We start from the raw sequence: 18,022 nt of genomic DNA on the forward strand, positions 1-18,022 counted from the left end.
GCCGACCCCGACACGCTCCACCACACCCCCATCGGCGTGCTCCGTTCCGTGGACCGGCCGGTCTACGACACCCAGATGGCCGACCAGCTGGACACCGCCGTCGAGCAGTACGGCAAGGGCGACCTCGCCGCCCTCCTGACCGGCAACGACACCTGGACCGTGGAGAACACCCATGACGTACGTCATCGCGCAGCCCTGCGTTGATCTCAAGGACAAGGCCTGCGTCGACGAATGCCCCGTCGACTGCATCTACGAAGGCCCCCGCAAGATGTACATCAATCCGGACGAGTGCGTGGACTGCGGAGCCTGCGAACCCGTGTGCCCCGTAGAGGCCATCTTCTTCGAGGACGACACCCCGGAGGAGTGGGCGGACTTCCGCAAGGCGGACGCCGAGTTCTTCGCGGAGCTCGGCTCGCCGGGCGGCGCGTCCCATCTGGGTCCGGTCGAGCGCGACCACCCCGTGGTCGCCGGGGCGCCCCTGCCGACGGCATGACATCGCCGGTCGCCTGGACGTCCGGGTCCACCAGGACCAGTTGGACGTCCAGGTCCGCCGCCCCCGGCTGGACGTCCGGATCCACCACTACGGGCTGGACGTCCAAGTCCACCACTACCGGCTAGACGTCCAGGTCCACCACGACCGGCGCATGGTCCGACGCGCCCTTGCCCTTGCGCTCCTCGCGATCCACGTACGCGTCCTTGACCGCCTTCGAGAACGCCTCGTTCCCATAGACGAGGTCGATGCGCATGCCGCGGTTCTTGGGGAAGCCGAGCTGGCGGTAGTCCCAGTACGTGAAGGGGTGGTCGTACTTGAGGGGACGCGGGACCACGTCCGCGAGGCCGGCCTCGCGCAGGGCGGCGAGAGCTGCGCGCTCGGCCGGGGTGACGTGTGTGGCACCGTCGAAGAGGGAGATGTCCCAGACGTCGTCGTCCGTCGGCGCCACGTTGTAGTCCCCCAGCACCGCGAACGGCCGGCTGCCCGACGCGTCGCCCGCGACCGCGGCCTTGAGGGCCTCGAACCACTGGAGCTTGTACGCGTAGTGGGGGTGGTCCACCTCGCGTCCGTTCGGCACGTACACCGACCAGACGCGGACCGGGCCGCAGGTCGCGGAGATGGCGCGGGGCTCCTCGACGCCCTCGTAGCCGGGGTCGCCGGGCAGGCCCTTGACTACGTCTTCCAGGCCGACTCGGGAGATCACCGCGACGCCGTTCCACCGCCCCGTCGCGTGCACGGCCGCCTCGTAGCCCAGCTCGCGCAGTTGGTCGGACGGGAACTGCTCGGCCGCGACCTTGGCCTCCTGGAGGCACAGCACATCGGTGCCGCTGCTCTCCAGCCAGGCCAGCAGCCTCGGGAGACGGGCGGTGATCGAGTTCACGTTCCAGGTGGCAATGCGCATGACTCACAACCTACCGGGCGGGTACGACAACGGGCCCGTCAGTGCCACAGGACCGGCCGATTTCGACAGGCAAACTTGTAAGTTCGCCTGTTTGACAGTTAGCCTGTCGATATGACGTCGCCCGAGGACCGCACCCCGCTGAGCCGCGAGGAACTGGCGCGGGCCGCACAGGAACTGCGGTCCGCGCTGGACCGGCTGCTGCGCAGGATCCGTGTCGAGGCCGCAGACCACGGTCTCTCCCTCTCGCAGTCCTCGCTGCTGAAGCGGCTCGACCGGGAGGGCCCGGCGGCTCCCGCGGCCCTGGCCCGGGCCGAGCTGGTCCGCCCGCAGTCGATGCTCGCCACGGTGAACGCCCTGCAGAGCGAGGGCCTGGTGGAGCGCCGGCCGCATCCCACGGACGGCCGCCAGGTGCTCATCGCGCTCACCGAAAAGGGCCGGGACCGACTACGGCAGCGCGGAGAGCTCCGCGAGGACGCGATGGTCCGTCTCATGGCCGAGCGGCTGACCCCGGCCGAGCAGCACGCACTGTCCGAGTCCGTCGAGCTCCTCAGACGGCTGGGCGAGGACTGACTGTCTTTCCCTCCAAGGAGCCGCCCCTTGTCCTCCCCAAGGGCCGTCTCTGCCTCTCCGCACGCGCCACAAGGAGTACGACCATGTCCGCCACCACCCTCGACGAGCGCTCCGCCCTCGTTCTCATCGACCTCCAGAAGGGCATCCTGGCCCTGCCCACCGTCCACCCCTCCGACGCGGTCCTCAAGAACGCCACCCGGCTGGCAGAGGCGTTCCGTGTGCAGGGCCTGCCCGTCGTACGGGTGCGGGTCGCCTGGTCCCCGGACGGCGGCGACCTGCCGGTGGGGCGGGCGGACCACCCCGGTCCGGCCGCCGCGCCGCCCGCGGAATTCGCCGAGTTCCCGGACGAGCTGGGTCCGCTCGGCGACGACATCGTGATCACCAAGCGGCACTGGGGCGCCTTCACCGGCACCGAACTGGATCTCCAGCTGCGCCGCCGTGGCGTCACCCAGATCGTGCTCGCCGGGATCTCGACCTCCATCGGCGTGGAGTCCACGGCCCGTTCGGCCTTCGAGCACAGCTACCACCTCACGGTGGTGGAGGACGCGACCACCGACCTGGACGCCGACTCGCATGCGCACAGCTTCGGCAAGATCTTCCCGCGCATCGCGGAGACGGCGACGACGGACCAGGTGCTGACGCTGCTGAAGGCCTGACCCGGCGAAAGGCCTGCCGCCGCGGAAGGCCTGACGCTGCCGGAGAGTTGATGCTGCCGAAGGGCGGGCGCTCAGACCTCGGCCGACGACCCCGGCGCGAGCCGCAGGTGTTCGGAGCCGCCCAGGGCGCCGATCTGGTTGTCGTAGATCGGCCGGGCGAGGTCGGTGAGCAGGGCGTCGTGGATGTCGTACGCCCGTTGCGGTTTGACCTCGCGAACGTACTCGATGACCTCGGCGATCTTGTTCCACGGGGCCATGACCGGGAGCATCAGCGTCTCGACGGGCTGATCGGGGACCGTGAGGGCGTCGCCGGGGTGGAAGACGCGGCCGCCGTCGACGAGATAGCCGACGTTGGTGATGCGCGGGATGTCCGGGTGGATCACGGCGTGCAGTTCGCCGTGCACCTGGACATCGAAGCCAGCGGCGGTGAACGTGTCGCCGTGGCCGACGATGTGCACGCGGCCCGGGAAGGCGGCGGAGATCTTCTCCGCGACCGACCTCAGGGTCCAGATCTCGGCCGCCGGGTTGGACTCCATGCCCGCCCGCAGCCGCTCCTCGTTGAAGTGGTCGGCGTGCTCGTGCGTGACCAGGATGGCCTCCGCGCCCACGGCGGCGTCCTCCTCGCTGAAACCGCCGGGGTCGATGACGAGCGTGCGCCCGTCCTTCTCGAGACGGACGCAGGCGTGCGACTTCTTCGTGAGCTTCATGGGTCCATCCTGCCCCCGGCGGCGCCGCGAAGGGCTGCTGAGACTGGTGCTCCCACTGCCAGGCTGAAGATCACTCCTGCGGCGTGGTCTCCTCGCGGATGACCTGCTGCGCCACCTTGAATGCGCTGTTGGCGGCCGGTACGCCGCAGTAGACGGCCGCTTGGAGGAGCACCTCCTTGATCTCCACCGGGGTGAGGCCGTTACGGAGGGCGGCGCGGGTGTGGAAGGCGAGTTCGTCGAGGTGGCCGCCCGCGACCAGCGCGGTCAGCGTGACACAGCTGCGCGAACGCCGGTCGAGCCCGGGCCGGTCCCAGATCTCGCCCCACGCGTACCGGGTGATGAACTCCTGGAAGTCCCCGGAGAACTCGTCCGCCGAGGCCAGCGCCCGGTCGACGTGCGCGTCCCCGAGCACCTCGCGGCGGACCTTGATCCCGGCGTCGTACGGATCGGGACGCCCCATCCCCATGACCTCGGGCTGCAGGGCGGGCGGGGCAATCTCGGCGAGGGGCGCGACCGACGGGGGCGCGGCCAGGACCGGCTTCACCGGCGCCGCCGAGATCGCCATCTGGCCGGTGGTCGAGTCGAAGGCGGGCTGCCAGGCCGTGGAGAAGTGCCGTACGAGCAGATCCGTGACCGCGGCGGGCTGCTCCACGGGGACCAGATGCGAGGCCCCGGGCACGACCGCGAGCCGGGCGTCCGGTATCCCGGCGACCAGCGTGCGCGCCTCGGCGGGCCCGGTGACCTGGTCGTCGGAGCCGACGAGGACAAGCGTCGGAACGCCGATCCGGCCCAGCTCGGCGCGCACGTCGAAGGCGGCGAGGGCCTCGCAGGCCGCGATGTAGCAGCCGGGGTCGGTGGTGCGCACCATCTGCACGGCCCACTCGGTGATCGCGGGCTGCGCCGCGGCGAAACCGCCAGTGAACCAGCGCTCGGGCGACGTACGCGCCATCGGGTCGAGGCCGTTCGTCCGCACGATCACACCGCGCTGCCGGAACTCGTCGGCCGTACCGAACCGCGGCGAGGCGGCGATCAGCGCGAGCGACGCGAGCCGCTCCGGGTGGCGCAGCGCCAGCTCGATCCCGATGGCACCCCCGAACGCGCAGCCCGCGTAACCGAAGCGCTGCACGCCGAGACCGTCGAGCGTGGCGAGCAGCCGGCCGGCGAGTTCGGCGACCGAACCCGCCGGATACGCGGGCGCTCCGCCGTGTCCCGGCAGGTCGAACCGGAAGACCCGCCAGTGCTTCGCGAGCTCGGGGACCTGCCTGTCCCACATGTGCCATGTGGTACCCAGTGAGGGACCGAGGATCAGGACAGGAGCGTCTTCTGGCCCGTCAAAGCGGTATTGCAGGGTGTTCATCGGTGTCTCACTCACCCGCCTGACCCTCTCATCTGTCACGGACGCCCCTATAACGGGGGGTCGGCAGAGACCGTCCGGACCAGGCTGAAGACCTCGCGGGCGGCATATCGCTTGAGGCAACGGATGATCTCACGACGGGTTTTGCCCTCCTGGGTGCGGCGCTCGTAGTACGCCTGAGGTACGCGGGTCGTGGCGCAGCCGGGTGAACACGATGCGGTGCAGAGCGGCATTCGCCTGCCGGTCGCCGCCATGGTTGAGCCGACGCGAGCTCTGCCGAGGAGTACTCGATGGGACTGACTGACCCCGCACAGCGCGGCGAAAGACGCCTCGGTGCTCAGCCGCTCAGGGTTGTCGCCCATGGTGATCAGGAGCGTGACAGCGGAGTCCGGGCCGATACCAACCGGCGCGAGCAGCTGCGGGGCATGGCGTTCGACGAGCCCGGTCAGTCGCTGATTCAGCTCATCGATCTGCTGCTCGATGCGCTCGGCCAGCAGCCTCAGGGTGATGCGAGTGGCCTGGACGACGGCATCCTCGTCGCCCTCGCCGTCGCGCGGGCTGAGGCACGCGCAGGTGCGGAACAGCTCGCGGTTACCCAAGTCGGACAGCCGCTCCCGCAGAGCCGGGTCGGCTACAACCAGGACGGCCTTGAGCTGGTTTGAAGGATTCGGGGATGGCGTCCGCGAGCTCGCCGACGCCATCCTTGTGGCTCGCCACCGTCGCCTGTCGGAGTCGCCCACGCCGTACACGGCCCCGGCCCGACGCGGTACAGGATCACTGCCCGTTTACGGCCAATATGCCCGCTGCAGCGGTGAGCGGTGGAAGGGTGCGAGGCGGCGCGTCCAGGAGGTGGATGCCGAACTTGGGAAAGCCTTCGGGAGGCCAGGTCCGCACTCCGCTGCCATGCTCCTGATCACCGTGCGGGCCATGAACGAGGGCGTGGAGCGTACCGGCCCGGATGTCGAGGACTGGACGGTGGAGTACCGGTTCCGGGCGGTACCGAAGGTACTCGATGGGGCCCCGGGCGGCGGGAACGGGGTGGCGCCGAAGACGGTCACGCAGGTGAGTGGGCCGCGGCAGTGACGCCGGGTCGGCGGCCTGTCCCGTCGGCGTAAAGCCGCAGGTAGACCGCCGACGAGTTCACGGACTTGCGCGAAGGCGGAGTGGAAGGTCAACTTTCCCCTCGCGTAGGGCGGTTGGACAGACATCTCAGCCTTTGATTCCGGTCTGTGCGACGCCCTGGACCAGCCAGCGCTGAAGGAAGAGGAACACGAACACCAGGGGCAAGATGGAGATGGCGGTGGCCATGAAGATCAGGTGGTAGTTGACGGTCTGGTTGGTCATGTAGGAGGAGAGCGCGACCTGGACGGTCCAGGCGCTGGGGTCCTGGCCGATGACGAGGGGCCACAGGAAGGCGTTCCAGCCGTTGATGAAGGTGATCGTGGCCATCGCCGCGAAGAAGTTCAGCGAGTTGGGCACGACGACACGCCAGTAGGCGCCCCAGTGATTCAGCCCGTCCATGCGCGCGGCCTCCTCCAGCTCTTTGGGGAAGCCCAGGAAGTACTGGCGGAAGAGGAAGCAAGTGAAGCCGCTGAAGAGGCCCGGGATGATCAGTCCGCGGTAGGTGTCCACCCAGCCGAGGGAGGAGACCAGCACGAAGCTGGGCACGAAGGTGACAGCGGTGGGGACCATGAGAGTGGCCAGGACGGCGTAGAAGATCTTGTTGGCGTGCCGGTAGGGGATACGGGCCAGGCCGTAGCCGGCCAGCGAGCACACCAGCAGGGTGCCGGCGGTCATCAGGACCGCGACGACCGTGGAGTTCCACAGGGAGCGTGCGAAGTCGACCGTGACGTCGTCGAAGGGCTCGGTGATGTTGCCCCACCGGATATCAGTGGGGAGCCACTTCCAGTTCTCGCCGGTGATCTCCTGATCCTCCATCAGTGCGTTACGCACGATCAGGTAGAAGGGGATCAGGAAGAGCAGGGCGGCGATACCGACCGCGACATACAGACCGGTGTTGCCGAGCCCGCTCCCTCGCTTGACGCGGCGCTGCTTTCCGACCGGAGAGTTGATCGTGCTCACTTGGACTCCTCCCCCCTTCCGAAGCCCAGGATCTTCCCCTGGAACAGGGTCACTATGCAGATGAGCAGGGTGAGGATGACCGCGCCCGCGCTGCCCGCGCCGTAGTCCTGGTTCTCACCCAGGGCCGTCTTGTAGAGGACCACGAGGGGCGGCTGGCCCCAGGTGGCATTGCTCAGCAGGTTGTAGAACTCGTCGAACGCCTGGTAGGCGGCCACGAGCAGGAGCAGCAGCACCGCGGTCGAGGTGGCCCGCAGCTGCGGCAGCGTGATGTGCCGGAAGGTCTGCCAGCCCGGCTTCGCGCCGTCGATCGCGGCGGCCTCGTACAGCTCCTGCGGGATGTTCTGCAGCGCCGCCAGGAACAGGATCATGAAGAAGCCCGACTGGAGCCACAGGCGGACGGTCACGATGACCAGCCAGTACCAGGGCGGGTCGGGGTTGGCCAGCCAGGCGATGTTCTCGACGCCGAACCAGCCGATGACGGTGTTGGCCAGGCCGAAGCGGACGCCGTTGAAGATGGACATCTTCCAGATCAGCGCGGCGGCCACATAGCTGACCGCGGTGGGAAGGAAGAACACCGACCGGAAGAAGGCCCGCATGAACCGCAGCCGGTTGACCAGCAGCGCCAGGCCCAGCGAGAGAGCCCAGGTAGTGGGCACGATGAACGCGGCGAACACCGTGAACGTCACCAGCGAGCCGGTGAAGTTGGCGTTCGTGAGCATCTGCCGGTAGTTGGCGAAGCCGACGAACTCGCTCGGCGTGACGGTGAAACGTGCCTCGAAGAAGCTGAGCCAGATGCTCCAGCCGATGGGAACGAAGACGAAGATCACCAGGCCGAGCAGGAACGGCCCGGTGAAGAGCCAGAAGTTGAAGGTGCTGTTCGCCCTGAGGCCCCGCCGCGGCCGGGCCTTGAATGCCTTAGCCGGGGCGGGGCGCGCGTGGTGGCGCGTGGTGGTGGTCGACATGTCGCTGCCCGTCCGCATGGCCTAGCCGAAGAGCTTCGTCAGTTCACGGTTGACCTTCTTGTCGCAGTCGTCGAGGGCGGCCTCCGGCTTTGTGTTCTTGCGGACGGCATTGGCGATGACGTCGTTGAACGCGGCGATCACGGCTTGGGTCCAGCCGATGTTGTCGAAGTGCCCATGGGTGGTGGCAAGCTTGACCGCCTCGGCCGGCAGGCCGGACTTGAGCTTGGAAGCGGACCGGGCGAGCGAGGTTCGCGGTGGGATGTGGAAGCCGTAGGACAGCGACCAGTCCTCCTGGTACTGCTTCTGGTCGATCCACAGCCACTTGACGTATTCCTTGGCCGCATCGACGTTCTCACCCTTGGCGTTGACGAACATCGACCAGCCGCCCATGGTGACCGAGGGCTTGCCGGAGTCCACGATCTTGGGGAACGGGAAGATCCCGATGTCGTCGCCGAGCGCCTGCTGCATCACAGGCATGGACCACATACCGCCCCACTGGATCGCGTTCAGGCCCTGGGTGAAGGCCGACGGGTCCCACCAGTCGGCAGGTGCGTCCAGCAGCAGGTGACCGCTGGTGAACAGCCTGCGGAGCTTGGTCAGGCCCTCGGCGACGCCCTCCGTGTGGTAGGCGATCCGGTTCTTCTCATCGAGGGTGTTGGCACCGGCCGACCAGATCAGCGGGTTGGCGATCGCGGTCAAGTCGTTGCCGAGGAAGAGACCCTTGACCTTGCTGGTGGTGAGCTTGGCCGCGGCCTCGATCAGCTCATCCAGCGTGGTCGGCACCTCGACCTTCGCCTTCTCGAACAGCGAGGGCCGGTAGAAGAAGAACTGCGGGTCGTCGATCATCCGGACGCCGTATATCTTCCCGTCGACCGTGTGCGACTTGATGTCGGCCGCATTGAAGTCGTCCTTGACCGGCTCGATGATGTCGCTCAGGTCCGCCACCTGACCGCTCTTGACGAGCTGGATCTGCGGGTGGAACTCGAAGACATCGGGCGCGTTCTTGGTCAGCAGCGCCGCGAACAACTTCGTCTCAAAGTTGCTGCCCGTGATCCACTGCGTGCTCACATCGGCATCCCTGTACGCCTTCGCGTACCGCTTGATCGCCTGCTCGGTGCCCGCCTCACCATAGGCGTGAAAGTACTGGACCAGGGACTTGCCCGAACCACTTCCCCCGCCACGCCCGTTGTTGCCGCCGCACGCGGCCAGCGTGCCGGCGGCGGCCAGGCCCGCGGCGGCCCTGAAGAGTGATCGGCGATCCCAGTTGTTGTTGCTCATTGCCGACATGCTCACGTTCCTTGTCTCGAGTGCGGCTGCGGCTCATAGGGCTCAGCACGCGATGGTTCACATGGGTTTGCGGTGTGGGGTTCAAGGCTTCGGCAGGGAGTGGGACGAAACCTGCGCGAAGCGTTGCGCCGTTCGATCACAGGCTCCGATCGCTTCCACGTGTTGCCGGGCCTCAACGACGACTTGATTGGAGGAAGGGCATCACCCGGCACTCACAAGGCGGTCTGGAGCCATGCAGGGTGGCGGCCGTTCTTCTTCGCTACCTGGCTTGCGTAACCGGCTGGTAAGTCAGGCACAGCCGTTCCGAACGTGCCGATGATCTCGGCCGACGCCGCAGAAGTGTCGGGGATGGCGTTTCGGCGGTGGCGTAGGGCTTGGGAGCTCTCGGCTGCGGTGCAGCCTCGTTGCAGCGCGTCGTCCGCGGTGTCCGCGGCGACGACGAAGTGGTGGGAACCGACGCTGCCGTCGGTGTGTGATGTAGGGATGGTGACGAGCCACATGCGGGGGACGAGGCAGGGTCGGGTCATGACGGGTGTCCTTGGGTGCAGGCCCGCAAGCGGGTGTTGGGCCGGAGAGCCGGGACGCGTGCGGCCGTCCCGGCCCCTCTTCGGCTGGGGGTCACTTGCTCGGTGGGTGCGGGATGACGAAGTCCCGCGCCGGCGGTCCCCGCCTGTCTTGCGTGGTGGCTGGCCCGTCGTACGAGGTGGCGGGCCAGCCCGGGGCCTACGCGGGGTAGGTCCACTGCTGGTTGTCCATCCCCCAGCAGTCGTAGACGATGATCGGGGTGCCCTCGCCGGTGGTGCGGCCTTGGGCATCCAGGCAGCGGCCGGAGGCGGCGTTACGGATGGTGTCGTCCCAGGGCATGGTCCACTGCTGGCTCGCTCTACCGTCGCAGTTCCTCATCGTCACGGTGGCGCTGCTGTCGGAGATGTCCAGGCACTTGCCGAGTGACTCGAAGGTGTTGCCGGCGCGGGTCCACCGCTGGTTGATGGTGAAAGCCGCGCAGATGTCGGCGAACGTCTTCTCGGGCACCCGCGTGCGACGCGTTGAAGCCGACGGTGACGGTCTGCGGGGCGCTCCCCGTACCGCGGGCAATGCCACCGCAGGCGCTCAGCAGGGTGGTGGCGGCCCAGCGCAACCGCTCCGGCCAGCCCCCGCAGCAGCGTGCGGCGGTCGGGGCCGAGAGAGGAGAGACCGGACGTAGAGAGTTGCATGACGACTCCCGGGCAGGAAGCGGTCGTCGGGCTTCAGGCCACGAGAAAACAAGGCCGCTCAGAAACCAACTAGACCGAACAGTGGCCCCATGAGAGCTGTTCGAGCTGCCGAACGTCAAGGGTCGTGCGTACCCTTTTTATGACCCCTACGAAAACCCGTGACCTGGGGAAATCGCTTTCTGTAGGAGCCCCTTACCGAATCTCCGCAGGTTGAGACAGTGGGCGCGCTCCCAGACGTGGGCGTGTCCGTATCGCACATCGAGCGCGCACCTGTGGGAAACGTCGACAGTCTGAAGCCATTTCAGGTTCATCCACAGCGTTGGCGCGGTGTACCGCACCAATTCGCCGAGCCTGGACGGGTCCGCGGCCCATCTCAAGCAGGCGGCCGCGCGGCCCAGGCCGCGAGAGGGCCATTCCGAGCGCCGCGTCCAGGGGCATTTTAAGTCGATGTTGGGTGCAGCCGACGCTCATCGGGGCCGGGCCGCCAGTCTGTCGAGGTGATGGCGAGCTTCAGCGGGACGCCGTTGGCAGCGCCCACCGCGACCCGGATCGAGTTCGTGTCTCCGGCCGCCTTCAGGGCCTGCTCTGTAAGCCCCTCCGGGATGGACATCTGCAGCAGTTCCTCGAAGGCCATGTGCCCGTGCCCTTGGGGCGTCCCGAGGGACGGTGTGGTGAACAGCGATGTTGCTGCCGTACTCCCAGGCGTCCGTACCATTGCGGATGAGGGTCTTGCCGTCACTGCTTCTCAGGGCCGTCGGCGGCGACCTGCCGGGTTTCCGTCTCGGACTCTGCGGCGGCGCGGCGTCGCCCACATGCACAACCTCGCCCTCGCGCATCGGCAGCCGCGCCGTCCACGAGCTCTGGCCTGCCGGAACAAACTCTTGCGCCGACGCTTCAGAAGCCGAACACCTGGGTCCAGGTCCAGTCGTCGTCAACCAGGCCGAGGCCCATGGTGGTCAGAGAGCAGTTGAGGATGTTGTCCCGGTGAACTTGTGAGTTCATCCACGTCGCCATCACGGCCTCGGGAGAGCTCTGTCCTCGGGCGATGTTCTCGGCTCCAGGTGATGGATAGCCCTGGGCCATGGTCCGGTCCCAGAATTTGCGGCTGTCCACGCTCGTGTGGTCGAAGTAGTCGTTGGCCGACATGTCCTCGCTGTGCAGTTGGGCGGCGCGCGCAAGGCGCTCGTGGTACTTCACCGGGTTGCAGCCAGCCTTGGCCCGCTCGGCGTTGACGAGCGCCAGAACCTGCTCAGCCGGAGTGTCCGCGGGACCGAAGGTGGGAGTGGGAGTGGGGCTGGGGGTGGGGCTGGGCGGCCTGGGCTTCGGCTTCGGCGGCGTCGGTCTGGGCTTCCTGGGTGTCACACTGGGATTGGGTGTGCGGGATTTGCTGGGTGAAGGTGACGGGGATGCTGATGCCGAGGCGGTGGGCAAGGGGGAAGCGGCGGGTGCTGTAGCCGCGGGTTGCGATTCGGCCGCGGACCGCACCCCCTCCCCATCCGACGGCAGCATGCCCAGGCCCGCGAGCATGCCTCCCGCAATCAGTGCGGCGACCGCAGCAGCAACGTCCGTGTTGCGGCCACGCCTCTGTATTCGCTCTCGTACGCGGCGGTTGCGCCTGCCCATCGTGCCAACGCCATGGACCGGTTCGAGCAGAGCAGTGTGGTCGTCCGGTCCGGACGACGTGCCCATATCCGAGTGGGAGCCTGCGTGCTCGTGGCCTGTCATGGCAGGTAGATCACCGGCGCCCTGATGCCCGGACGCACCGAAGGCCGTGGGCTCCACGGGTGTTCCGGCACCGTTGAGGGCGGTCAGCCCTGCAAGGCCGGTCAGCGCGGCAGCCGCAGGCACCAGGCCCAGGCCCACCAACAGCCGCTCTGCGGGCACCAGTCCGGCTTGGTGTCCCGAGCACACTTCGCAGTCCCGTGCGTGCCGAGCGATGCGCCTGCGCCACAGTGCCGACGGGCGGCCGTCCCAGTTCCCGATCACTTGGTCGAGGCGTGCGCACAGCGGGGTCGCGGACAGCGCCCGTACGACGAGGCGGGCGGTCTCCAACTGCGCCTTCATCCGCTGTACACGCACGGCGGTGTGCTGCGCGGACAGCTCCACCGCGGCGGCCACCTCCGTACTGCTCAGCTCGCCCGTGGACTCCAGCCACCACAACGACAGCAGCGAGCGGTCGTCGGCGTCCAGCCATCGGGTGGCTTCCGCCACCTCGCGCCGCTGACCCCCCAGGCCGAGGCGCACGATCGTCAGGTCCACGAAGTCCGCACCGGGATCGGCCATGTCGCAGGCGTCCAGCAGATCCGAACCGGCCGGTGCCGCCTGCTGTTTGTACCCGTGCGTGCGGATCTGGTTCATCGTGATGGCAACCAGCCAGGACCGGAAGCTGACCGGGTGATGCAACGAGCTGAGACTGCCGAGCGCGCGGACCATGGTCTCCTGTACGACGTCGTCGACGTCGGCATGCCCGTTCAACGCGCGGCCCACGATGTTGTACACCAGCGGCAGATATGCGTTGACCAGCTCGTCCTGCGCCCACAGGGCGCCGCCCTGCGCCGCCTCCACCAGCGCGTGGTCGTGTTCTCCCATCGCTGCCACACCTGTCCACTTCCCTTCCCGGGTCCTTGCTGCTCTTCCGTCCGGCACAAGGGGAGACCTTGAGCCGGGGCCGCCCTAGCACAAAGCGGGATCCAGTTGTCGCCGTGTGCATCGCGCCGTTCGCGAGTAGGTGGAGCAACCGCCAGTTGCCGGCCGTAGCGGGGAGCGCGAGGAAGTACCCGCGGCGAGGAGGCACAGGCAAGGGACCGAGGTCGACCGCCATATGGAGTGGCACGTGGGGGTGTCCGGAATCGCATCGCCTGTTGGAAGGAGCCACTCGTAGGGTCACAATCGGCCACGATCGCAACCTTGCGGCTCGTGCAACCTTCAACGAAATTAAACAGTTTCACTCACATGCTGGGAGATAGTGAGCGGCAGTCCGGGCGCGTGTCAATGCCTGTGAGTGACTGCCGAAGTCAATGGACCTGAGATCCAACTCCCATAGTCCACGGGGAAGGTGAACTGTGCTCAACTTCGTGCGGTCACCGCGAGTTCTTCACCTCCGGCTCCAAAAAGTGACGCACGAGCCTTGACGTTCGACCAATCGAACGGTTCTCATTGGGCCCGGTTGTTCATTCGCGTTTGTTTTTGATCGACCTTGCGTCCACGCGGCCCGATGCGTGATGGCCGGTCGTCGTCAGCCTCAGGAGCTCTCATGCGACTCCCTCCCGCCGGTCTCTCCACTCAAAGCCCCAGCCGCCGCACGTTGTTGCGCGGTGCCGGAGGGGCAGCAGCGCTCGGCGCGGGCGTTCCGCTGCTCAGCGCCTGCGGTGGCAGCGAGTCCGCCGCGACGGACTCCAAGACCATCCCTGTCAGCGAGGGCCGGTCGGACGCCGTTCCGAAGAAGACGCTCGCCGACGTTACGCGCTCTCCACCCAGTGGTTCGGACTCAGCGTCAAGGTCATCGCCAAGGACCACAACGCGTTGCAGGAGCAGAGCAACGCCCATCTTCAAGGCACTCCTGACGACGTGTTCAGCTGGTTTGCCGGCTGCCGCATGCAGTTCCTCGCCGCCAAGGGCCTCGCAACACCGATTGCCGACGTGTGGAAGACGATCAGCGGCACGTTCCCCTCCGCCATGCAGGACCTCAGCAAGGGAAAGGACTGCAAGTACTACTTCGTCCCGCTGCACACCAACCTGGGCGATCTTCCACCCAGGAGCGTCTTCCAGCGGCACGGCCACGAAGTGCCCACCACCTGGGAGCAGTTCGCCGCCCTGTGTTAGCAGATGAAGAAGGACGGCCTGATCTCCATCGCCTTCAGCGACAAGGACGCCTGGCCCGCCTTCGGCACATTCGACCAGATCAACGCCCGCACCAACGCATACCACTTTCACATGTCCCTGATGAAGGGCGGCGTGGCCTCCTGGGCCGACGCCAAGGTGAGAGCCGGCATCGACCAATGGGCCGACATCCTCCCTTACCGCCAGGACGGCGCCGTCGGCCGCACCTGGCAGGACGCAGCCCAGAGCCTGGTGCCGAAGAAGGCAGGCATGTACCTGCTGGGGATGTTCGGTCGCGCACCAGTTCACCGACAAGGCCAATCTGGAGGACCTCGACTTCTACCCCTTCCCCGTGATCGACCCTCGTATGGCCAGGACACGGTGGAGGCCCACACCGACGGCTTCATGTTCAGCAAGAAGCCCAAGAACAATGCCGGCGCCGTCAAGTCGATGGAGTTCCTGGGCACGCCCGAGGCCGAGGAAATCCACCTCGAGCGCGACCCATGCGTCGTCACCGCCTCCACCAAGGCCGGCACCTCCTCGTACAGCACCCTGCAGAAGACGGGTTACGAGCTGATCAGCAAGACCGAGCACCTGACCCAATTCATGAACCGCGACGCCCGGCCCGACTTCAGCTCCACGATGATGCCGCCGGCGATGCAGGAGTTCATCCCCGACCCCAAGGGCGTCGACGGCCTACTCACCCAGATCGAGCGTCAGAGGAAGACGATCTTCGCTCAATCATGACCGTCACTCCGCACATGATCCCGGCGGCGACAACAACACCGACCTGCAGATCTACGAGTTAACCACCTGCACGTCCTCGCCCAGCACAGCGGCTGGCGCCTGGATGTCGCGGGTGCATCCACCGCAACGGGACCCGCCTCATCCGGTGGACCCTGCACGACCGGCACCAACCAGCAGTCCGAACGCCGCGCGGCCTGACCACGAACGCTGCACTCCCCAGTGTGGCGCGGGTGTCCGCGCCCTAGTCACAGGCTGGTCTGACAGGACCACCTGGCGCCTCGTCGATGAGGCGCAACCCCGCCCGGCGCAACCTTCGTTATCCCGTGCCGGGCGTTGATGACCGGCCGGGGTACGAGCCACACCCCAGCCTCCTGGACCGCCTCACAACTCACGGAGGGACCATGTTCCGTTCCCATCTCGATCCACCCGATCGCCACACCGTCGCACCAGGCCCTGCGCGTACCCGCTTCCTTCGCCGTGCGCTGGCCGGCATGCTGGCCCCCCTGGCCATTGCGTCGATCAGCCTTGTGTCCGGCACTACCCCGGCTCACGCTGACCCCAACCTCAACGCCAGCGAGTTCAAGGGCGTGAACTGGGCCCGCGTAGATGACAACTTCCACGATGGCCCCCTTGTCCTGCAGGGGCTGGACGCCTCCGACAGCTACGACACCGTCAAAGCCAAGGCCGCCGCCATCTACACGGGGTTGCAGAACAACCTCGGAGCCAACACGGTCCGGCTGCCGATCAACACCGACACCGTGAACTCGACATGGTGGAACTCCTACCGCGGCGCAATCGACGCCGCGACCGACAAGGGCTTCAAGGTCGTCCTGGGCTACTGGGCCGGCGACGGCTCCGACCATCCAGAGCGGGTCGCGATGTGGGACGCCGTCATCGCCAAGTACGGCTCCAACCCCCAGGTCTACTTCGAGCCGTGGAACGAACCCGGCAGTACGGACAACTGGCTGCCCGGCGTCGCTGCCTGGATCGAAAGATACTCGTCGCTCCCCAAGCACCGGATCTTCGTGAGTGGCGCAGGCATGAACACGGACATCGAGTCCATATGTTCCGACCGCCGCTTCGACGGGACCTACGTCTCCTGGCACAGCTACACGTTCTTTCACCCCGGAATCACCACCTACAAGGGATGGCTCCATCACATCGCCGACAAGCTGAACTCCTGCGATCCGTCACGTGTCGTCTTGGACGAGTTCGGCGAAACGATGATGGATGGGAACAAGCCCCAATTCAACTACAACGACGCCAACACCACCGAGAACAGGGTCCAGTACCTGCGCGCTCACACCGAAGCCATCCGTACCCTCGGCATAGGCTCGATCTACTGGCCCGGCCTCGGCGGCAAGAGGACAGGGTGGCCTGACAACCCCGCCTCCAATCCCGACGGGTACGCTCTGCAAGCCCTCCACGGCAGTGGCACCGACCTGACGCTGAGCAACGTGAACGAGAGCGGCGTCGACCGCGTCAAGTACGGCTGGGGTCTCGCCTCTGACCCGACTGCCAACTCGACCAGCGCCCTGTTCAACGTCGCCACGAAAGGTTGCCTCGACGTCCCCAAACGCACCGACGAAATCGGCACCCAGGTCGGAACCTGGGACTGCAATGGCGGCGACAACCAGAAGTGGACCAGAACGGAAACCGGCCAGATCACCGTCTACAGCAGCGACAAGAAGAGGTGCCTGGATGTCCTGAGCGAGAAAACGGACGAAGGCAGCGAGGTCGCCATCTGGAACTGCAATGGCCGCGACAACCAGAAGTGGACCGTCGATTCCCACGGCACGATCCGCGGCGTTCAGTCGAATCGCTGCCTGAGGGTGGACCCGTCCACCTCCAAGGTCGAGCTCGGGGCCCTCGGGGACTGCACGGCCAACGACCAGAAGTGGCTGAACGGCCAGTAGCGGCAATTCCCGCCTGACAAGCCACGACTGGCCGATTGCGGTGCACCCGCTCAGTGCGGTCGCTCCTCCCCCCATGGCCCTGCCCCGCAGGGGAGGAGTGACCGCACACGGCTGGACCAGCATGCCGGCTGACCCCCTTCGCCGACCGGACGCCACATCCCCTTGCCCACTCCCTGCTGTTCGGGGAGTTGCTGCATTTAAGGAGGGACGGACCCCACAGCGCGATGCGTATGCGCGGCGACAGCGGGGCCACGCCGCGATCGCGTTCCGCCGAGGACACCGTTGGCGAATTCGGCGGTGTCTGTGCGGGGTGCCCGGCGGCTGAAGCGGTAGGTGCGGGTGCCGGCAAGTGGTGTCCCGGTCAGCCAGGCGTCGGTTCGGATGAAATTAAGGGCGGCGCCGGTGAGCAGGTGTTGGAGGCGGGTCTGCTTCAGGCTGGTGGGCCGAGCACGTCCACGAGCAGCTCGGACAGCTCGTACACCTTGGGGCCGTGCCCCTCACGGAGGCAGCCAGATCCGCCTCGCCGCTGGACCGGGTGAGGGTGCCGTGGCACTCGCGGATCATGCCGGCACAGGCCCCAGAGGGGGTGACGACGGCGTCGTAGTCGGCGAAGACCTCTGCGAACCGGCGCACCAGAGGCAGCACCCGTGGCGGTAGCCGGAAGTGCATCTGGCCGCAGCACGTCTGGGCCTGCGGGAAGTGCACCGTGTGGCCGAGACGCTCCAGGAGCTGCTTCACCGCCGTTCCGGTGTCGGGATACAGCGTGTCGTTGAAGCAGGTGATGAACAGGGCGATGCGCATGCCTACGCTCCTTCCGGTACCGGAACGTCGCGGCTCAGTAGGCCCTCTGCCCGCAGCTTCTCCCAGACGGCGGTCGGCACGGCAAGCTCAACAGCTCTGCGGCGTCGTGGACTTCGGCCGCCGAACGGCCCCCGACGAGGACGCTCGCCACAGCGGGGGGACCGAACGGGAAGGCCAGGGCAGCGGCCCGCAGCGCCACTCCGTGTGCCTCGGCGATCCGGCGCAGGCGCAGTACGCGTTCCAGCAACGCCCGTAGCGTTTCTCCGTAGTTGTGGGTGGCTCCGTCGAGCATGTGCGCCTTCGCGGCGAGAAACTGCTCAAGAGGCACAGGCCATCCCTGCTTGTCCGGCCCACGGGATTTCAGCAGCCCTCGATGAGTGGCCGTGGTGCGGGCTGTGCGGGATCGACCGCCGCTAGGCAAGCGGGAGGTTCGGCGGGCTGGAACGAACCGAAGCAGAGATCCTTTGCCTGCAAGCGCCTGGTCGGCGTGGCCGGGTGGGTGGTGACGCGTGG

General features: G+C 67.2%; 18 protein-coding genes and 2 pseudogenes. 9 read left to right on the top strand and 11 right to left on the bottom strand.

All coding sequences use genetic code 11. The annotated features are described in order from the left end of the window. A pseudogene (locus ACZ4RZ_RS46825) lies at positions 1-204 on the top strand (hypothetical protein); the annotation flags it as partial. Continuing rightward, positions 173-493: a ferredoxin gene (gene fdxA, locus ACZ4RZ_RS46830; protein ID WP_467753698.1), complete on the top strand. Its 321-nt coding sequence runs from the start codon at positions 173-175 to the stop codon at positions 491-493. The pseudogene ACZ4RZ_RS46825 and the gene fdxA, both read left to right, overlap by 32 nt. Before the next feature lie 121 nt (positions 494-614). Here the strand turns inward: fdxA and ACZ4RZ_RS46835 are convergent, their stop codons facing one another. Further along, complete coding sequence (locus ACZ4RZ_RS46835; protein WP_467753699.1) at positions 615-1,394, bottom strand: exodeoxyribonuclease III; 780 nt, start codon at positions 1,392-1,394, stop codon at positions 615-617. A gap of 111 nt (positions 1,395-1,505) precedes the next feature. Between ACZ4RZ_RS46835 and ACZ4RZ_RS46840 the strand changes: the two genes are divergently transcribed. Further along, complete coding sequence (locus tag ACZ4RZ_RS46840) at positions 1,506-1,964, top strand: MarR family winged helix-turn-helix transcriptional regulator (protein ID WP_467753700.1); 459 nt, start codon at positions 1,506-1,508, stop codon at positions 1,962-1,964. 83 nt (positions 1,965-2,047) lie between these two features. Then, positions 2,048-2,620, top strand: coding sequence for an isochorismatase family protein (locus ACZ4RZ_RS46845; RefSeq protein ID WP_467753701.1), 573 nt, complete (start codon positions 2,048-2,050; stop codon positions 2,618-2,620). A gap of 71 nt (positions 2,621-2,691) precedes the next feature. Here ACZ4RZ_RS46845 and ACZ4RZ_RS46850 read toward each other — a convergent pair whose 3' ends face one another. Further along, positions 2,692-3,327: an MBL fold metallo-hydrolase gene (locus ACZ4RZ_RS46850; protein ID WP_467753703.1), complete on the bottom strand. Its 636-nt coding sequence runs from the start codon at positions 3,325-3,327 to the stop codon at positions 2,692-2,694. Between the two features lie 70 nt (positions 3,328-3,397). Further along, the gene (gene pcaDC, locus ACZ4RZ_RS46855; RefSeq protein WP_467753704.1) at positions 3,398-4,699 is read right to left on the bottom strand and encodes a bifunctional 3-oxoadipate enol-lactonase/4-carboxymuconolactone decarboxylase PcaDC; all 1,302 of its coding nucleotides are present in this window, start codon (positions 4,697-4,699) and stop codon (positions 3,398-3,400) included. A 272-nt stretch (positions 4,700-4,971) separates the two neighbouring features. Between pcaDC and ACZ4RZ_RS46860 the strand changes: the two genes are divergently transcribed. Both ACZ4RZ_RS46860 and ACZ4RZ_RS46865 read left to right on the top strand, forming a co-directional pair. Then, complete coding sequence (locus ACZ4RZ_RS46860) at positions 4,972-5,343, top strand: hypothetical protein (protein ID WP_467753705.1); 372 nt, start codon at positions 4,972-4,974, stop codon at positions 5,341-5,343. Positions 5,344-5,584: 241 nt separating this feature from the next. Continuing rightward, positions 5,585-5,764 (top strand): hypothetical protein, encoded by a 180-nt coding sequence (locus tag ACZ4RZ_RS46865; protein ID WP_467753706.1) that lies wholly within the window; start codon positions 5,585-5,587, stop codon positions 5,762-5,764. A 126-nt stretch (positions 5,765-5,890) separates the two neighbouring features. On the opposite strand, the gene ACZ4RZ_RS46870 is transcribed toward ACZ4RZ_RS46865, so the two are convergent. From ACZ4RZ_RS46870 to ACZ4RZ_RS46895, 6 genes are all read right to left on the bottom strand, one after another. After that, positions 5,891-6,763 carry a carbohydrate ABC transporter permease gene (locus tag ACZ4RZ_RS46870; RefSeq protein WP_467753707.1) on the bottom strand — a complete coding sequence of 291 codons (873 nt, stop codon included), beginning with the start codon at positions 6,761-6,763 and terminating at the stop codon, positions 5,891-5,893. Beyond that, the gene (locus ACZ4RZ_RS46875) at positions 6,760-7,725 is read right to left on the bottom strand and encodes a carbohydrate ABC transporter permease (protein ID WP_467753708.1); all 966 of its coding nucleotides are present in this window, start codon (positions 7,723-7,725) and stop codon (positions 6,760-6,762) included. Before ACZ4RZ_RS46875 ends, ACZ4RZ_RS46870 begins: the two co-directional genes overlap by 4 nt. Positions 7,726-7,746: 21 nt before the next feature. Further along, positions 7,747-9,012: an ABC transporter substrate-binding protein gene (locus ACZ4RZ_RS46880; protein ID WP_467753709.1), complete on the bottom strand. Its 1,266-nt coding sequence runs from the start codon at positions 9,010-9,012 to the stop codon at positions 7,747-7,749. Between the two features lie 723 nt (positions 9,013-9,735). Next, a complete protein-coding gene (locus tag ACZ4RZ_RS46885) occupies positions 9,736-10,044 on the bottom strand; it encodes an RICIN domain-containing protein (RefSeq protein ID WP_467753710.1) in 309 nt (102 codons plus the stop codon). A 621-nt stretch (positions 10,045-10,665) separates the two neighbouring features. Then, positions 10,666-10,860 (bottom strand): hypothetical protein, encoded by a 195-nt coding sequence (locus tag ACZ4RZ_RS46890; RefSeq protein ID WP_467753711.1) that lies wholly within the window; start codon positions 10,858-10,860, stop codon positions 10,666-10,668. Between the two features lie 260 nt (positions 10,861-11,120). Next, on the bottom strand, positions 11,121-12,815 hold the full coding sequence (locus ACZ4RZ_RS46895; RefSeq protein WP_467753712.1) for a sigma-70 family RNA polymerase sigma factor: 1,695 nt from the start codon (positions 12,813-12,815) through the stop codon (positions 11,121-11,123). 933 nt (positions 12,816-13,748) lie between these two features. Here ACZ4RZ_RS46895 and ACZ4RZ_RS46900 point away from each other — a divergent pair. From ACZ4RZ_RS46900 to ACZ4RZ_RS46910, 3 genes are all read left to right on the top strand, one after another. After that, positions 13,749-14,048, top strand: coding sequence for a hypothetical protein (locus ACZ4RZ_RS46900; RefSeq protein WP_467753714.1), 300 nt, complete (start codon positions 13,749-13,751; stop codon positions 14,046-14,048). Positions 14,049-14,051: 3 nt separating this feature from the next. Then, positions 14,052-14,792, top strand: coding sequence for a hypothetical protein (locus ACZ4RZ_RS46905; RefSeq protein WP_467753715.1), 741 nt, complete (start codon positions 14,052-14,054; stop codon positions 14,790-14,792). 491 nt (positions 14,793-15,283) lie between these two features. Continuing rightward, entirely contained in the window at positions 15,284-16,708 is a 1,425-nt protein-coding gene (locus tag ACZ4RZ_RS46910) for a ricin-type beta-trefoil lectin domain protein (RefSeq protein ID WP_467753716.1), read from the top strand. Between the two features lie 442 nt (positions 16,709-17,150). On the opposite strand, the pseudogene ACZ4RZ_RS46915 reads toward ACZ4RZ_RS46910, so the two are convergent. Both ACZ4RZ_RS46915 and ACZ4RZ_RS46920 read right to left on the bottom strand, forming a co-directional pair. After that, positions 17,151-17,509: pseudogene (locus ACZ4RZ_RS46915) on the bottom strand (heterodisulfide reductase-related iron-sulfur binding cluster); the annotation flags it as partial. A 34-nt stretch (positions 17,510-17,543) separates the two neighbouring features. Beyond that, positions 17,544-17,837, bottom strand: a complete 294-nt coding sequence (locus tag ACZ4RZ_RS46920) for a hypothetical protein (protein ID WP_467753717.1) — start codon at positions 17,835-17,837, stop codon at positions 17,544-17,546. Between the last annotated feature and the right edge of the window lie 185 nt (positions 17,838-18,022).

The sequence above is a fragment of the Streptomyces sp. NPDC027189 genome (genome assembly GCF_055566975.1).

Excerpts from the sequence above, each read along its gene's own strand:
- ACZ4RZ_RS46860 (WP_467753705.1), top strand. The coding sequence starts at position 4,972 with ATGGGACTGACTGACCCCGCACAGCGCGGCGAAAGACGCCTCGGTGCT.
- ACZ4RZ_RS46875 (WP_467753708.1), bottom strand. The coding sequence starts at position 7,725 with ATGTCGACCACCACCACGCGCCACCACGCGCGCCCCGCCCCGGCTAAG.
- ACZ4RZ_RS46910 (WP_467753716.1), top strand. The coding sequence starts at position 15,284 with ATGCTGGCCCCCCTGGCCATTGCGTCGATCAGCCTTGTGTCCGGCACT.
- ACZ4RZ_RS46840 (WP_467753700.1), top strand. The coding sequence starts at position 1,506 with ATGACGTCGCCCGAGGACCGCACCCCGCTGAGCCGCGAGGAACTGGCG.
- ACZ4RZ_RS46890 (WP_467753711.1), bottom strand. The coding sequence starts at position 10,860 with ATGGCCTTCGAGGAACTGCTGCAGATGTCCATCCCGGAGGGGCTTACA.
- ACZ4RZ_RS46865 (WP_467753706.1), top strand. The coding sequence starts at position 5,585 with ATGCTCCTGATCACCGTGCGGGCCATGAACGAGGGCGTGGAGCGTACC.
- ACZ4RZ_RS46850 (WP_467753703.1), bottom strand. The coding sequence starts at position 3,327 with ATGAAGCTCACGAAGAAGTCGCACGCCTGCGTCCGTCTCGAGAAGGAC.
- ACZ4RZ_RS46895 (WP_467753712.1), bottom strand. The coding sequence starts at position 12,815 with ATGGGAGAACACGACCACGCGCTGGTGGAGGCGGCGCAGGGCGGCGCC.
- fdxA (WP_467753698.1), top strand. The coding sequence starts at position 173 with ATGACGTACGTCATCGCGCAGCCCTGCGTTGATCTCAAGGACAAGGCC.
- ACZ4RZ_RS46845 (WP_467753701.1), top strand. The coding sequence starts at position 2,048 with ATGTCCGCCACCACCCTCGACGAGCGCTCCGCCCTCGTTCTCATCGAC.
- ACZ4RZ_RS46880 (WP_467753709.1), bottom strand. The coding sequence starts at position 9,012 with ATGTCGGCAATGAGCAACAACAACTGGGATCGCCGATCACTCTTCAGG.
- ACZ4RZ_RS46905 (WP_467753715.1), top strand. The coding sequence starts at position 14,052 with ATGAAGAAGGACGGCCTGATCTCCATCGCCTTCAGCGACAAGGACGCC.
- ACZ4RZ_RS46835 (WP_467753699.1), bottom strand. The coding sequence starts at position 1,394 with ATGCGCATTGCCACCTGGAACGTGAACTCGATCACCGCCCGTCTCCCG.